This is a genomic window from Promicromonospora vindobonensis (assembly GCF_042685865.1).
GTDB lineage: Bacteria > Actinomycetota > Actinomycetes > Actinomycetales > Cellulomonadaceae > Promicromonospora > Promicromonospora vindobonensis.
This window is the reverse complement of the sequence record NZ_JBHUOG010000002.1, coordinates 2,126,414-2,142,040: the sequence shown is the minus strand read 5'-3', so window position 1 is coordinate 2,142,040 and position 15,627 is coordinate 2,126,414. Positions and strand designations below refer to the sequence as shown.

The 15,627-nt window shown below is 64.2% G+C and carries 9 protein-coding genes; 4 read left to right on the top strand and 5 right to left on the bottom strand.

What is annotated here, in order from left to right:
- The first annotated feature begins 10 nt into the window (after positions 1–10).
- From ACFS27_RS22845 to ACFS27_RS22830, 4 genes are all read left to right on the top strand, one after another.
- Positions 11–271 (top strand): hypothetical protein, encoded by a 261-nt coding sequence (locus tag ACFS27_RS22845; protein WP_377187960.1) that lies wholly within the window; start codon positions 11–13, stop codon positions 269–271.
- A gap of 65 nt (positions 272–336) precedes the next feature.
- Positions 337–1,326 (top strand): hypothetical protein, encoded by a 990-nt coding sequence (locus tag ACFS27_RS22840; protein ID WP_377187957.1) that lies wholly within the window; start codon positions 337–339, stop codon positions 1,324–1,326.
- A complete protein-coding gene (locus tag ACFS27_RS22835) occupies positions 1,323–1,889 on the top strand; it encodes a hypothetical protein (RefSeq protein ID WP_377187954.1) in 567 nt (188 codons plus the stop codon). The genes ACFS27_RS22840 and ACFS27_RS22835 overlap by 4 nt, the downstream gene beginning before the upstream one ends.
- Positions 1,890–1,930: 41 nt before the next feature.
- On the top strand, positions 1,931–2,428 hold the full coding sequence (locus ACFS27_RS22830) for a DUF1877 family protein (protein WP_377191140.1): 498 nt from the start codon (positions 1,931–1,933) through the stop codon (positions 2,426–2,428).
- A 39-nt stretch (positions 2,429–2,467) separates the two neighbouring features.
- Here ACFS27_RS22830 and ACFS27_RS22825 read toward each other — a convergent pair whose 3' ends face one another.
- The 5 genes from ACFS27_RS22825 to mads5 all read right to left on the bottom strand — a co-directional run bounded on the left by ACFS27_RS22825 (position 2,468) and on the right by mads5 (position 15,624).
- Positions 2,468–2,620, bottom strand: coding sequence for a hypothetical protein (locus ACFS27_RS22825; RefSeq protein ID WP_377187952.1), 153 nt, complete (start codon positions 2,618–2,620; stop codon positions 2,468–2,470).
- 272 nt (positions 2,621–2,892) lie between these two features.
- On the bottom strand, positions 2,893–8,394 hold the full coding sequence (mads8, locus tag ACFS27_RS22820; protein WP_377187949.1) for a methylation-associated defense system ATP-binding protein MAD8: 5,502 nt from the start codon (positions 8,392–8,394) through the stop codon (positions 2,893–2,895).
- Positions 8,391–10,025, bottom strand: coding sequence for a methylation-associated defense system protein MAD7 (gene mads7, locus ACFS27_RS22815; protein WP_377187946.1), 1,635 nt, complete (start codon positions 10,023–10,025; stop codon positions 8,391–8,393). The genes mads8 and mads7 overlap by 4 nt, the downstream gene beginning before the upstream one ends.
- On the bottom strand, positions 10,016–14,227 hold the full coding sequence (gene mads6, locus ACFS27_RS22810; RefSeq protein WP_377187943.1) for a methylation-associated defense system protein kinase MAD6: 4,212 nt from the start codon (positions 14,225–14,227) through the stop codon (positions 10,016–10,018). The genes mads7 and mads6 overlap by 10 nt, the downstream gene beginning before the upstream one ends.
- Complete coding sequence (mads5, locus tag ACFS27_RS22805; protein ID WP_377187941.1) at positions 14,227–15,624, bottom strand: methylation-associated defense system restriction endonuclease subunit S MAD5; 1,398 nt, start codon at positions 15,622–15,624, stop codon at positions 14,227–14,229. The genes mads6 and mads5 overlap by 1 nt, the downstream gene beginning before the upstream one ends.
- Positions 15,625–15,627 lie beyond the last annotated feature (3 nt).

Sequence of the window (15,627 nt, the reverse complement as noted above, 5' to 3'; positions counted from 1 at the left end):
GACCCTCGTCATGTCGCAAGTCACCGATCTCAAGGCCCAGCTCGCCCAGATCGCCAGCGAATCCAAGACCGCGGGCGGGAGTCTGAGCCAGTTCCAGAACAGGTTCTCCGGGCACATTGCCAAGGTCGAAAGTCTCATCTCCGGCACCTCGACCAAGGCCGACGTCGAGATCGCTGGCGTTCTTGAGGAAGCACGCCGCGCCGCCGAGCAGGCGTCCGCCGCGCTGCTCGCTGCCGCGGACCGCTGCGAGAAGTTCGCTCAGCAGGTCTGAACGACACTCACTTGGGGTGACCACGGCCATCGCCGGGCACGAACCCGGAACGAAGGAGGTGGCCAGTGGCCCAGTCTGACCTGCAACGCCTCGCCGAAGCTCTGGTCACTGAACTCGACCAGGGGATCGCCACAGACCAGCGCACCTTGCATCACTGGATCGACGAGTGCGACCGGTGGAGCAACACGCTGATGCTCCACGCGCCGGAGGACAACTACGCACGGACCGCCGCCGAAGGGATCGGCGCGGCGCGGCGGACGCTCTTCAACGCGACCCAGCAGCTCCGGCGTGCTCAGCTCCTCGGCGTTGCCTGGGCCCAGCAGGCGGTCACCGACACAACGGCTGGCAGACCCGTCTCGGGTGCGCTCACACCGGCGATGGCCGACTACTGGCGCAGCGGCGGTCGAAGCTGGGCTCCCTCCCACCTGCAGGGCGAGATGGACGAGCTCGACCCCATCAGCGACGACCTGCAAGTGGCGATCGAGAGGCTCAGCTCCGCAGAGGAGGAGCGATGGCAGAAGATCTGGGCCACTTACCCGAAGACCGGCACTGAGATCGACAAAGCGAACTTCTACAAGGACGCTTCACGGAACCTGTCGGTGCCCGAATACATGCGCACCATCCTGCGAGGCTGCGCCTACCACCACGCCGCGGCCCACCACTTCCAAGCCATCGAGGTGACCGTTCGCAACATCGATCTGAAGACTGGAAAGAAGATTGCGGACTTTCGCGTCGACGGGCTCGCGCACAGGCAGGTCGTGTCGCTCAAGCACGTTCAATTCTCAGACGTGACGTTGAAGACTGCAAAGAAGTACATCGACGAGGCAGTCGAGAAGTATGAACCGTATCGGGCGGACCTCATCGTCGCGGACACCGAAGGCAACCGGCGCAAGCTGAGCACCGGCGAACTCGGACGGCCGTTGCGTGGTCGCTTGTTCCTCGGCGTGCCGCCGCAGGGGAAGCGGACGCCCACCGAGGTCACGAAGTACGCTGCTGAGAAGGGCGTACGCATCCGAACTTACGAGACACACCCCGATGTTGGAGACCTCTCATGACGCAGGACGTGTTCTACACCGAAAGATGGAACGACATCACCCGTCGTCCCGCGCTCGGACACGAATGGCTCGACGTCGACACCGCAAGTGGCCGCTACCATTCCAACACTGGCATCGACGTTGTGGACGCAGCGGACCGCGACACGCAAGGCGTCCCGCGTCCGCGATGGGTCCTCGGGATCGGAACCTCCGGTCGCGTGCGCGCAAGTTTCTACACCCCCGCACACAGCCTGTGGCGTCAGATCGACTACGACTGGACGGAAGGGCGCCTCTGGCGCTGGATCACCGTCGACTACACCTACCCGAACGACACCGACACCTTTACTGAGGACGAGGCCGTTCTTGACGTGCAGGCCGAAGTGCGTCCCGACGGGACTGGAGACCTGGCCGTGGTCGACAGGTCAACGACGCCCATGCGCCGACTTGTCACTGAGTTCGTTGGAATGGCTCGCGACACGTACTGGATCGACGTACCGGAGTTCGGCAACTGGGCTGGCCTCGCAAATCCTGGACCGTCCGCGTACGAGGTCGCCGGCCGCAACGCAGCGGTCCACGCTTCGTAGAGTGACTGTCGGAGTCCCCGGCTACGGTCGCCGTCGTGGGGATGAGTCACTACTTCTGGCGGACCGCCGAAGCCGAAGTTCGGAACCTGCTCGCTGACCCGAATGCGATGATCGCCCGCACCGCTGAGTTGTGCCAGGTCGCGTGGGACGACGACGAACGTGAGGATCCCGACGTGATCGACCTGGATTCATGGTGGCGCGAGCTCCAGCACGTCATCATGAGTTCGAGCCTCCCGATGGAAGCACTGCACGGCGACACTGACGTGCCCGACGTCACCGAGCGCGCCGGCGGACCGATTCGATGGTCCAGCCCCAAGCAGGTCGAGCTCTACGGCTTCCGGATGCGGCAGCTCGACCCCGATCTCGAGGTATGGGGCACGCACCAGAAGATGCTCCTCGGGCGCGCTCCAGCAGCCTGGGAGCGGTCCGAGGGTGAGGTCGTCGAGATGGTCGGTCCCGTTCCGCCGGTGGCGCGACCTCGTCGTCGGTGCAGCAGACCGTGGCCTCGCCATGGTCACCTGGACTCGGTAGGTCCGTAGCGCGCGTAATGCTCCTATCTCGTGTCAAGCGGCTAGGAGTCATTCGCGGTAGGCGGTTGCAAGGCCGTCGTTGCGGCTCTTACCGCGTTTGAGGGTGGAGATGATGGCGGGCCAGACGCCGAACAGATCGGCGGCGTGGCGCGGGAGCAGGCCTTTGTCCTGACGTAGCGGACGTTGGTCGATGTCGGGCACGGGTTCGGGGTGGACCAGAGGTGCCAGACCTGACGGGCGATGGCTCGCTTGAGGCAGCGCAGGATGTCTTTGGTGCTCTTGCGCGTAGAGGCCGGCCGTCCAGGTCGTCACGCTCGTGCGTCGTCAGGAGGGCAAGAGCCCTGCAGCCAGCGGCGCGTCCGGAGGTGAGCCCAGCGGGCGCTTCCTCGTTGGATTACCACGTTCGTAGGACCGAACATCGTGTCGTGTGCAACCGTGACACGGCTTGTCCTGACCGCAGCAGCAGCTGTCGATCATGATGTCGCCGTCTTGGTCGCACCCCCGTGCCTTGTCACCCGCGGCCGCAGAGATACTCGAACCGCGTTGCGCGTGAACGACGACTCCGTTGCCTTACTCGCCCAGACGTAGGCCTCGCCCGCCTTGAGGTTCGCAAGTTGTTCGGGGCGAAGTCCAGATAGGGCGGCGTTCGCCTTCTGGATGTGCTTGAGCCAGGCGGGCGAGTTCATCCGGTGAAGGACAATGTGGTCGGATAGCTCAATGAGCGACACTGGGACGGAGGGCGGGTCCTGGCTGGCGACGAGGATGCTCATGCCCTTGTGCCGCATCTCGCGGACGGATTCGACAAGGATGTCGACAAGCTCATTGCTGTCGATGTACTTGTGCGCCTCATCGAACACGACGAGCTTGTTGAATCGGCCGCCCTCGTCCTTGGCCTCCGCGAAGAGTTGCATGAGGACGACGAAGAGCCCGAGGCTCTCGTCCTTTTCGATGTACTCGTCACGAAGATCGACGATGATTAATCGGCCAGGGCGCACATGGTCGGAGATACGGACAGTGTCGTCGATGTACTCCGAGGCCAGCTCGAGTCGCTGCTGTGCCAGCTCCTTGAGGTTGTCCGCCATCGACGATGCTTCCACGGCCTGCCGGACGGTGTCGAGGCTCAATCGGGCTCGGTTCGCCCTCAGTATCTGCTTCAGCTGTCGCATGTACATCGCCTGGTTACCGACAGCGCCAAGCAGGAACGTCCAGTGCGAGGCCTGCAGCTCGGTGGAGGAGAACAGGAGGGGCTCCACGCGGATCCCGGGAAACTCGGCCCGGCGTTCGTCCACCTGCATGCTGGGCGCAAGGAGCAGGACATCATCGAGCGCTGCGGGCTCGGCACCGTAGCGCTCTCTTAGCGCTGCAACTTGGCTGTCAACATCGTTCATTCCGACCATCGAACTGAACTCGGGGGCGTAGTCCTGCGTACGGCTGTAATGGAACACAATTGTCGACAACGGGCGTGGTAGGTGGTTGATCCCCGGGCTCGGGAGGGTGGCGCTCTCGATGATCGAACCGAGCGTGTAGCTTTTGCCACCCCCTTGGACGCCGAAGAGGCTGATGGTATGGGTCTCGTTGAGGTCGACGCCGACCTTCCGTCCATCGACAGCCTCGCCGAGCATGCCCCACTGAGGAGTGGGCCCGGTTACGCCCACGAGTATCGACGGCTGTAGCGCCGCCGCCTCGCCATCCGCACCTGAGGTCGCCGCGTGGACGACGATCTTGGCCTCGCCCGAACCGGCGGATCCAGAAGAGCCCTGCCCCGTGGCTGTAGGCGCGTCCTGCGCAACCTTCGCCGCGTCGAGTGCGCCAACGACATCTCCAAGTGTGCCTGTCTCCGCACGGAGCTGCCCAGTGTCTGCCTGTACGGCAGGCACAGACTCCGTCGCTACCGCCCGGTCTCCGGTCGGCTGAGCGGGGGAACTCTCGACGCGCTCACCCTCAGGCATCGGGTCGAGCGTTGGAGCTCGGAATGCCGCTGGATCGCGCCGGGATCGCGTGAGGTAGGCGTCGCGCATCTCGGCTGTTTGCTCGGCGGCTGGCCGATCGCCAGGCCGCACAGGCACGGTTACCAGCCCGCCGAGGAGTTCGTCGACTTCGTCTCGGCCGACGTGGTGATACTCAACACCGTCGACCTCGTGCAGTTCCCCGCCGGCTCCCGTGAGGTTGAAAATGAGCCCGGCCCGACGGAATGCCAGGGTGAAGCCATCGTCAAGGGTCTCGAGCAGCCGCCGGGCGTGCGTACCGACTGATGGGTTGACGCTCCCGTAGCGCTCGGCCCGCTCAAAGTAGAAGCGCAGCATCGCGGAAAGTTCGAGGTTCTTCACCGTGCGGTCGACCCGATCTGGCTCCGCGCGATGCGGGTCGAACTGCGTAGCAAGGACCTCCTCGGAGGTCCGGAGCTGCTCCTTGATAGTAGTCTGCAGCCGCTGGTAGGTAGTCAGGTCCGGGACCGATGTGTAGGCCTTGACTTCGACAAGGCGACACGTGATCGTCCGGGTCATGGCGTCGAAACTGAACAGCGCCAGGTCGGTGCGGCGCAGCGACTGGTCGGTTCCGCGAGCCATGCGCCGGGCCTCGGCGTACAGCTCGGGGTGGGCATCGAGGGGCACTACCAGCTGGTCGTCGAGAGCTTGCTGTCCGTCGAGGAACAGCCGCGCTAGCGCGAGTCCGAGGACCTCTGTCCGCTGGTTTCGAGCGACCGACGCGATCTTGAAGGCAAGGGTGCCGGACAGGAGACGAAGTTGTTCGAAGAACGTCTGTATGTGCCGGTCTTCCACGCTGACTCCATGGTCCGCCACGACTGGTTTCAGCATGGCTCGAAGCTCATCCACTTTCCGTGAGCTCACGAGAACCTGGTAGCCAAGACCAGTCCGGCCGCTTGCGTAGTCGATGACGTAGTCGGGCATCCCGTGTTCCTGCGCACGGTCGAAGTACTCCAAGCCCAGGGTCCGGTCCACGATGACTACCCAGTCGCTCATCTCGTGCGCCTGGTGCAGGAGCGATCGCTGCTTGCCGTCGAGGCTGAGCGTGGTGCTAGGAACTCGTCCTGCCGAGCCGTTCGTGGCGACGGTGGCGGCTGCAGTCGCCAGGCACCGCGGAAGCACCGCGAGTAGATCCCGAGGCTGCGCATCGCCGATACGGGGGAAGACGGGCGTCTTGCGCCAGGTGACGGTCGTCCCGTCATCCTCGAACGCGGTATCAGCCTGCTGAACAAGGCCGTTTGCGGGCGCTCCTCTTATCTCGCGCATCGCCGACGACTCGTGCTGTTCGCCGTCGAATGCGTCAACCAGCACCGACAGGTGGGCCTCGAAGTCGCCGGGCTTGCTCTCGAACTCTTCCAGCGACGTCACCGAGTAGGTGAGTTTCGGCCCTCGAGACCCGCGACGCGCGGCGAACGCCTCAGCCTCGTCGCTAGTGAATCGGCTGTCGGTCCTGGTCAGCTCCGCAAGTGCCTCGCCGACTCCAGGCGTCTCGGTGTTGTGGACGCACAGGCGGATGTCGTATGCAAGGTCTCTGGTGAGGGGTCGCCGCTGCAGCTCCAGGAGTGTCTCGGCGATCAATGCACCGTCGCCCGCATTGACGACGTTGACGACGAGCGTCCGGACATACGGATGCTGGCGCACGTACTTCTCGACACGGTCGGCAAGCACTGGGCCCGAGACATCTGACGAGGACGGCGGGCGGGGAGCATCAGGTACGCCAAGGGCTGCAGCAACTTGCGTAAGGAGCGTCCGCGAGTCTCCGGTGCCACTCGGGACGTACGCGGCCCAGAACGGGGTCAAATGTCCGGTTGACGCGAGGAGCCGGCCGTCCTGCCGCGGCACCGCGAACGGGAGGCCGAGGTTGGTAATCCTCCCGAAGAACGACCTCATAGCCTCCTCGGCTGCCGCCGCTGGCCTGCCTTCAAGATCGACGCGCCACTCGGCACCCATCGCTGTCCAGGTCGTGAACCACAGGACTCGCAGAGGGTGCGTTGGGCCTAGGAGCAAGATGCGGTTCACCGAACCCAGCGCATCTACATGGCTGATTGCGACTGCATCAACCTGCTGCAGGCCTGCAAGCGCCCGCAGCGCCCGCCCTTGTTGGGTTGGAGGCGCCTGCCGGGCCCATTCTCCCTGGGCGTTGAGGAGATGGTAGTAGGCCGTTGCGTACGCTAGAGCTTCAGTTGCGACGCCATTAACGTCGACTGTCTCGACGATCGGCATGGGCTCATCAGGGTCACCGGTTGCGGATCCTGCCACCTTCGCGAATAGATCGTCGCGAGCTTCCAGGAAGCGTTCGAAGGCCGCGAGAGGTGCAGGCCCAAGATCGACGACCCAGCCGGCGTCGTCGCGACGCGTCGTTGCCTGGCTGCCGTCGCTCCTGGTGGCAACCTGCCATAGACCTAACTCTCGGGGCGCACCGAGGGTCGCACGCTCGATCGAAGTGAGCGTGCGGGACAACCGGACCTCGGCCTTCCCGCCGCGCTCGATATCGACGGTTGCCTGGTCGTACATTCCGCCTCGACCCCCTGTCGACCACACCATCGAGGCGGGGATGAGATCGGCGCCGAGCCGACCTTCGACGGACCGCTGGAAGGCCATCTGCTCGAGTGCGTGAGCGACGCTCTCGTAGCGAGTGCTCCGGATCTCGGGGACCACTTCAGTCTCGTCGGCATTGACGACCCAGAACGGGCTGCTCACGCCTCCTGGGTTACCGTTCGGCATGGTGCGCACGCTGATGCGGCGGTCTGCATCAGCCACGGGGTGAACGGTGATCTTGTGCCACCCTTCGTCCAAGGAGGTCGCGCGCAGATTCTTGATCGTCGCCTTGTACTCAGATTTCGGGCGTGCTCCGACTTGGACGGAGATCGAGCGTCCGACGGGGCCGCCGTCGTCGGAGACCATCTCGACGCGCAGCCGGAGGAGGCCATCAGCCGCCGTAAGCGCAGGGCTGACGGTGAAACGAACTTCAACCTCCTTAGCCCCCTGCGGACCGGCTACAAGGTACGGCTGACCCGCGAGGGAGTCGAGGACGGGGTACTGCTCGAGGTGACGAGGATCGTCACCCGCGTCTGGCAGGCCGACGGTTCGAACGTCGATGTCGACTAGGACTTCCCGGTTGGCCGGTACGGGCCAGCGGTCGAACGTCAGGTCTCGGTTGCCGCGGTCGATGATGATGCGCCGGGTCCAGTCCTTCCGGTTCTCAAGCCCGACGTGTCCTGCGAACTGGGCGAGCCGCGCAACAAAGGCTGCATCCGGAAGTCCCAACGTGACGACACGCTGCTGCTCGCCAAGTTCCGGCCTTGTCAGGTCGTCGACATGCATCCGATTGCGACGAATACGCTCGGCGAGGTTTGCGTCGGATGTAAAGGCTTCGAGGTCTGGCACGAGTCCAAAGCAGTACAACGCGGCACCGGCGGCGGTCTGCTCATAGTCGTTCGCCGCGATTGTCAAGAGGTACTGGACCCAGGCACGGTCGCTGGCCCTGCCGTCGGCCTTCTCACGTAAGAGTGCGCCGAGTTCTTCGAGCGGGTTGCGGAGCCGAGGGGGCACCCTTTCGACGAGCGCCTCGCGCACGGACTCGTAGGCGTCCGAGACACGATGCTCCTCGAACGTTGCTACGCCGAACGAGTCCTCGGCGCTTGCTCTGGTGCCCGGGGGCACGAAAACGAGCAATGGCCCGCCGGCCGCGTCCACTGGCCGATTTCGAAGCTCGACGAGCTTTGTGCTAGTAACGACGACGTCTGCACGGTCGCCTTGCAGGTCTGTCTCTGTTCCGAGGACGCAGACCACCGTCCCCGGCTCGGACGCTGAACGGAGCCGGCGGGCAAGCCGGGCGGACAGCTCAGCATCGAGCTCCGTCACTCGCATGCAGTGCCCCGGCTCTCTTGCACAGAGCAGTTCCAGCAGACGCGGAACGAGAACCTCTTCAAGCGCGGAGCGCACCTCGGTGGTGCCAGACTCGCTGAAACCGATCGTCGCCGTGGTCATCGAGAACTCCCTTCGATTGGACTCCCGATGACATATCGAGGGGTGACCGTCTGTGTGAGATAGGCGTCGGAGAGGTCGCGGTAGTAGCCGATCTCCCGGAGCCGATCTACGAACGCGACGCCGTTGGTGCGCAAAACGGCTTGATCGGCGAGGTCCGCGCCCTCGAAGCCGTCGGCGCTGGGCAACTCATCGATGAAGATCCCATATCTGTTGCGAAGGACCGCGAGGACCTCGTCGACGCGCATCGGGTGTGTCCGTGTGACACCCCGCTCGTCGGGGCGGACGAGTGACACCTGGAGTAAGACCTCGAGGAGACGCGAGTCCAGGACGAAGCGGCGCTCGGCCCGTGTGCCACGCGGCTGGGCGACAAGCTGTCCTGGCCGACCCTTCATGAGCAGGGAGTCCAGGCACTCCATGAGGTATTTGCGCTGGAACCGGCCTCGGTAGTGCATGATCAACTCAAGGTAGGTGTCGAAACTGTTCAGGCCGAGATCCAGGATCGTCTTCAGCTCGGGGCCGAGAGGCTGGTCCTTCTCCTCGTCGTCGAGGATCCGGCGTACGCGCATGTCGAAGAAGCCTTCCCGCTCCCTCTCGTACTTCTTCGTGAGTAGCGATGCGACGTCTACCGCGGCCAGCTCCGAACGCCCGGTTCCGGGCAGTGGCTTGTTCCTGCGGCGCAGGTCCTCAGCGAAGTCGGCGAGCTTCAGTAGCGCGAAAGTCCCGCGGACGAACTGAGGGACTCGGCCGTACCAAACGGACGCGCTCCGGTTCGCCAACATGGCAACAGGTGACATCGGGTCGCCGACGACATCAGCGAACAAGTTCACGGCGTACGGGCAGGTTTCTCCTCGAGGATGACCACGAGTGCACGAGGGCGAGACTCCAGCCTCGCGGACGGCTCTCGGGACGAGCTTGATCATGCGCAGGTGGTAGAGCGCGAGGTGGAAGGAGAGCAGGACCTTGAGATGCTCGACAAGGACCGTTCGAGGCATGAAATGTCGGTGCAGGAGCAGCCGCATCACGTCATCGGCCATCGTCTCCGCAGGTTGACGGCAGAGCATCTGCAGCGGCTTACGGGTTGCTGGTTCCCCGCGGTCCTTGGCCTGGTTCTTCGTGGCCTCGACCATGCTCAACAGAGCCTGAGACTCGACGTCGATGTCGGCTGCGCCGCCTGCGTCAGCACCGGCCTGCTCCGTGAAGAAGAAGTTGCGGAGGGCATCGATCGCGGGCTGCTTCGCCGAGAGCATTTCGTAGAGCTGCTCATCGGCACCGTACGGTCGAGATCGCCGGCTGTTGCGTAGGCGGTATGCGTAGCCATGTAGAGGTCGCGGGCCGGCGACTTGCTCAGTCGAACGACCCCGGTTCACAAGGTCGAGGAGGTGAGTCGAGACCCAGCGCCGGGTCACATCTTCGTCGTCACCGAAGCCGCGGAAGCGTTCGACATCGTTCAAGAGGATCCATGTGTAGTCGTCGACATTCAGGTCCGACGCCCGGCTCATGACACTCGGTGCACCGCTCCAGTTCAGCCGACCGAGGAAGGCAGTGAGGACTCGATCCATGTTGAGTGACTTGTAGTCGACGCGGCTGATCCCGTCGTACCGGAAGGCACGGTCCTTCGCATCTAGTGCCATTCGAGCTCCTCTACCACTGCAGCGGTTCCCTGCTCTTTTGTCAGATGTAGCACGCCGTCTTCGGAGCGTCGGACGGTGTGCATGACAGATCCGTCGATGGTGAGTACGACCTCCTGGTACGGAACCGCTGCGAGTTGGTTCTTGAAGACGGACAGCGCGAGTGCGTAACCCTGATCGTCGTCTGCGGTTGCCTGGTAACCCTTGTCGAAGCGACCCAGAAGTTCGAAGAGGTCGAGCCCGATCTGGAGTCCGGCAGCCGTGGTGCCCGGCCGATCGGGGTCAACGTAGGTAAGGCGCAGCGCTGTAGGACGGCTCTCAACGTACGGGTTGTCGGAGCTGCCGACGGCGCGAACGGTGAACCCGGTCGCAGGGAAACGTCGCAGGCTGCGTACGGTTCCTTGGGAGACGTCACGAACACGGACCACGAGGCTCTCATCAGCGATGTTTTGCGAGACGACGCCCTCGCTGCGGTTGAGCGCGCGCAGGAACCAGTCGAGGTCCGGCGGCCCGCCCATGAGCCGGTCGAGGAACGCACGCGCCGAGTTGTAGGGGAGCATACGGACCGCGTCGTCGACGTCGCGCATTTCGAAGTAGAGCAAGCGCCGCGCCGTCGCGACGAACTGGATCATCAACTCGCGCGGGCTGCCGGTCTCGACAACCCGCTCGTACACTGCGCGAAGCAGCATGCGGTCCGACGACGGCCGATCACTCGCGTCGATGAGCAGCCGATCCAGGGGTCCCTCGCTGGCCAGACGACGGTCCAGGACCGGCTGCGCTGGACCTGCAACGTCGACGTTACGAAGTTGCACCAGAAGGCGGTCGTTCTCAGAAGTGGCGTCACCGCCTCGGTAGGCGTTGAAGTAGTAGCTGTCGAGCAAGGCCCTGTCGTCGGCCGACTCATGGAGGTCTTGGATCTCTGCACAGTTGCGGCCGGACGTGAGCGTGTAGGCGAGGGCCGAACGCAGGTCCCGGACGGTGATATGGAGCCGTCCTCGCAGTTGCGCGAGCTCGTACACGCGCCGCAGACGATCCGCTACCTGCGGCCCAAGCACCGGGTGCGCGATCGTTGTGGCGTTGTGGCGGGCATAGCAGGACCGCACAAGGGGGCAGCTGTCGCACGCGTCCCAGAACCGGCTGTCCGTCATACGGGTCAGCATCCGCTCGAGGATGGAGGAACCCAGCTGGGGAACGCCGTCATCATCGCAGGTCTGGACGGTGACGTCACGAAGGTTCAGGTTCACGATGGCGACGGAACCCGGTGCCTGCTCGCCGCGAAGTCCGGCGTCCACCTCGCGCGCGAGGGCTTCGAATCTGTCACGGTGATGCGTCAGGAAGTCGACCAGCCTCCCCTCGTTGATGGCAATCAGCCGTGTCTCGTCTCTCGGAACACTCAGGTCGTACGAGCCCGCAAACGGGCTGAAGAACTCGACCAGGACGTCGTCGCTTCGGACGTTCTCCTCGTCCTGGCTGCCGTCGTAGTTTGTGCGGAACCGCCGACCCGAGAGGGTGAACACCGAGCCATTCGGTAGCCTTGCATCGAACTGTGCACCCAGGTCGAGCGCGTGCTCTTCCAAGCTTTCTAAGAATGCTGTCTTGCCGTCACCAGCGTTTCCCGTGACGATGACGAGCCCGTGCTGGCCGGCAAATACTGCGGGCCTGAGCGCCTCATCCAGCGCCGTGTTGACGTACACCTGGTATGCGCGGTCGTCGATACCGCGGGTGCCACGGTTGGACCGATGGCTTTGGCTGTACAGCGTCTGCAGGTGCTCCACGAAGCGGTTCACACTTGAGGGCGTCGCTTCGCCCCGCTGGGTCGGCCCGCCATCGACCGCCTTGGCAGTTACAAGTGACTGAGGTGCTGTGATGACCCCGTCCAGCGCCTCTAGCAGCTCGTGAGCACTGGTAAACCGCTCACTGCGCAACGGTGATACCGCCTTGAGGATCACCGTTACCAGGCCCTCCGGGGCAGGTTCAGGCAAGCTGTACAGCCGCCGAGGGTCGGGCGCGGGCTTGCCGGGTGGCGGGCTGGTGAATGGCTCCCACGGATAGGCGCCGCCCGTCAGCGCCTCGTAGAGGGTGATGCCCAGTGCGTAAAGATCACGGTCGACGTAGCCATCCGGTCCCGCCGGGACCTGGGCCAGATCCGGCGGTGTGTAGCGAGGGGTGCTGGCTGTGTGCCCCTGGGTGGTGTCAGGCGTCTTGGCGATGCCGAAGTCGATCAACTTGACCGCGTCCTCGGTCCACAGCAGGTTGCTCGGCTTCACGTCGCAGTGCCACACACTCAGTCCGTGCAAGTACCTCAGGCCAGCGGCTACGTCACGACCGATCCGAAGGACGTCGCCCACGGTAATCATGCCGCCCCGAGTCATCTCGCCGAGGTCTTTGCCCTCCTCGTGCTCGAAGACGAGATAGGGATGCGAGTACGGTGGCGGCAGCACACTCACATCAATCATCTTCACGACGTGCGGGTCCTCGGACTTGCTGAGGCGCTCCAGTACCGCAGCCTCGCGGCGCGCACGCTCTCGCGGGTGCTCCTCCTCCTGGAGGATCAACTTCAGTACTCGGTCGACGTTTCGCATCGTGTCGAAGACGCGGTATGCAACGCCCGACCCGCCGGGCTTGCCAAGACGCTCCCGGACCAGGTACTTGTCCAGCGCGTAGTCGCGGGGCAGATTCTTCCAGAACCCGACATCCCGCCGCTCGTCATCGTCCGACGCCGCACTGCTTCCCACGTCGGGCGGTTGGCTTCCCCCGCCACCGACCCGTCGCCGCGGACTGCGCATCTCACCAACGACGAGTTCGAGACGTCGCAGTGCCTCGCTCGCGTTCGGGCGCTGCTCAGGCTGAGTGGCGCAGAGCAAGCTCAGCCAGTGCCGCAGCGATGCGGGGACGTCTGCACGGATGAGGTCCTGCTCAGGCAGGATTCCGGCTGCTTGAGCCTGGGCCGTGGTCGACTCGAACGGCCGGCGTCCGGTGAAAAGTTCAAAGCCGATCACACCGACGGCGTAGATATCGGCCTTCGCGGTCAACTTCGTCGCGTCGACCTGGGCTTCCTGAGCCACATAGGCGACATCAGCAGCAGCTAGCGCGTCCATCCGGACCGTATGGGATCGCATCTGCGCCGTCTTCGCGTAGTCGAATCCCGTAAGCATCGCTCGCCCGTCCTGCGTCACCAGGATCGTGGACGGGCTCAGCGACCGGTGCACGATCTTGCGCGCCTGAGCGTGCGCGAGGCCTTGCAGTACCTGCCGGAGGATGAGCAACTTTTGATCGAGTGTGAGGGGGTCGGCGGCACGCTCACCAAGGTGCAGGCGGAGCCCATGGCCCGGCACGTCGTCGTAGACCGTGACGAAGCCCCGATCTTCCTGGTCAGGGAAGAAATCGCGAACCCCCACGATGTTCGGGTGGGACGGCATCTTTCCGAGCGCCTCGTATGCGACGCCGATCTGCTTCTGTTGCTTCTCGCGGACCGCGGTCTCGGCGTACGGATCAGCCTGACGCACCACCAGCCGCACGGTGCCCGAGCCCTGGACCGCGTTCGCGTTCTTGGCGCGATACTCGCCGACCACATCGACACCTGGTGCGTGCTGGGTCTCGCTCAGAGTCTCCAGCACGTGCCAGTTACCGAACTGCAACGGGCCCGATGGTGCGCGGGCCGGGCCCTCGACGGCGCTGACGATTCGATCGTGGTGACCCGAGATGTCGGCGTCAACAGGTCGATGCCCAATCGGAACCTGCGACGCGTCCGCAAGGAACTCGACGAGGTGGTCCAGGTGAACGGTTGAAGCTGCGTCCTGTTGTTGCGGGGTGCGGTCGACGAGGCGAGCATCCGGCGCGGGAAGCACGACTGCGCCGCCGACGTACACACGCGACAGAGTTGGGTCGGCTTCTTCGAGCAGAGACTTGAGCCTCTTTGCGTTCGCCCGCACCTTTGGCAGGGGTGAATGGAATCCCGCCCTGCCAGCCGGAAGCCACTTGTCCCCGTGCACTTCGATACGGCCCCGGGTGCCCTTGACGTCGATCACGTAGACCATGTGGCCTGTCACGACGACCAGGTCCAGCTCGAACAGGTCTCCCCGGCGGGCCGGGATCTCCAGGGAATGCACTACCGTCCAGTCGTCCGGCCCGTGGTCGCGCAGGTGCGCGATGACCGTCCGTTCCGCGTCGTTCACGGGCGGACCGATCTGGACGATCCTCGCCATCAGACCTCGGCCCCCTCGACAGCTCTCGTCAACAACTCCAGTGCCTCGTCCTCCAGCTCGTCCGCACGGTCGCGTTCGCGGTACGCCTCGCGAACCGTCTCAGCGATGCGGTCGTGATCGTCGCGCGATGCGATGGGGATGGGCAGTCCCGCAAGAAACGAAGGATGGACATTCTGCGGTCCCGCCCCCGAAAGCATGCTGCGGAAGAGCCGGAAGGCTAACGGCGAGCGGAGCAAGGCGTAGAGGTAGGCCCCGCTCACCCCCGGGTCACCACTCCCGATGCGGAGGAAGTCCTCCGTGTAGGCATACTCCGTCCAAGCACCTGTCACCAGGATCGTCCGCCCGAAGAGGCCGTTCTCGCTCGGCAGACCCCTTGCGGTTGCGACGATCGTCTCGTCCCCGACAAGCAAGCTTGCGGACGGCGGTGCCTTGATCCAACGGTCTTCTGGCCGGATCCAGAATGCCTGACGTTGGCCGACGAAGCGCAGGCCCTCGCCTGGACCGGTCTCGATCCGGGTGAAGCGCTCACCTCTACTCAGAACACCGCCAGCGCAGATCTCTCCGAGGGTTCGATGCGGCACGGACGCCAACTGAGCCTTGAGCGCGCTCGCCCTCTTGCCGTGGTTGATCGCTCGCAACGACACTGGCGAGAGCTCGTCGACGACAAAACCGAGGTCACGCTCTTGCTCATGCCACCGGTACTCGGCAAGGTTGGCCAGCCCGACGCTCTCGAAGAAGTCTTGCGTGGAGGCCGCGAGCCTGGCCTGGAAAGATGCACGAAGCCTCGCGCTCTCCTCTACGAGCTCGTGGACCCTCTGCTCCAGAGCGCCACCGAACCGCGGCACGGGGAGGTCAGCAATGTGGTGGGGTTCGATGTGCTGGATGATCGCCCCGTATGCGGACGACACGATCATCGGGATCCCGAACCGGCTCCGCAGGAACGTGTACAGATATCCCGACGGAATCATCGTGGAATCGGGCTGCACCTTCATCACGTGCTGAGACGTCCAGAATCCGGCCATGTCAGACCGGACATAGGCCATGCGACCGATGGTCCCTGAGCATGAGATTAGAGACATGCCCGGGGAAGCCTCTAGGTAGTTGAGCCGTTCGGCAATCACCTTGCTGAGGCGTGGCACAAAGCTGAGGTCTGCCTCTAGCATGTCCGTGCTTCCAAGGAACGGAACGCTGTGCTCCGGGTTGTCTAGATAAATCCTGCTGAACTTTGGACCGTTGAAGATGCCGCCGTCATGCCCCGACGTCACTCGATCGAGACGCATCGTGTTGGGTAGTGCGTCGAGGCGCTTGCGCGCCTCAAGGGCTCCCGAGAGGTACGGCGTCGCATCGAGACGGAATCCCTGATCACCAAACCAGTCCGAGCGGACAGGGGTCGTCAAGCT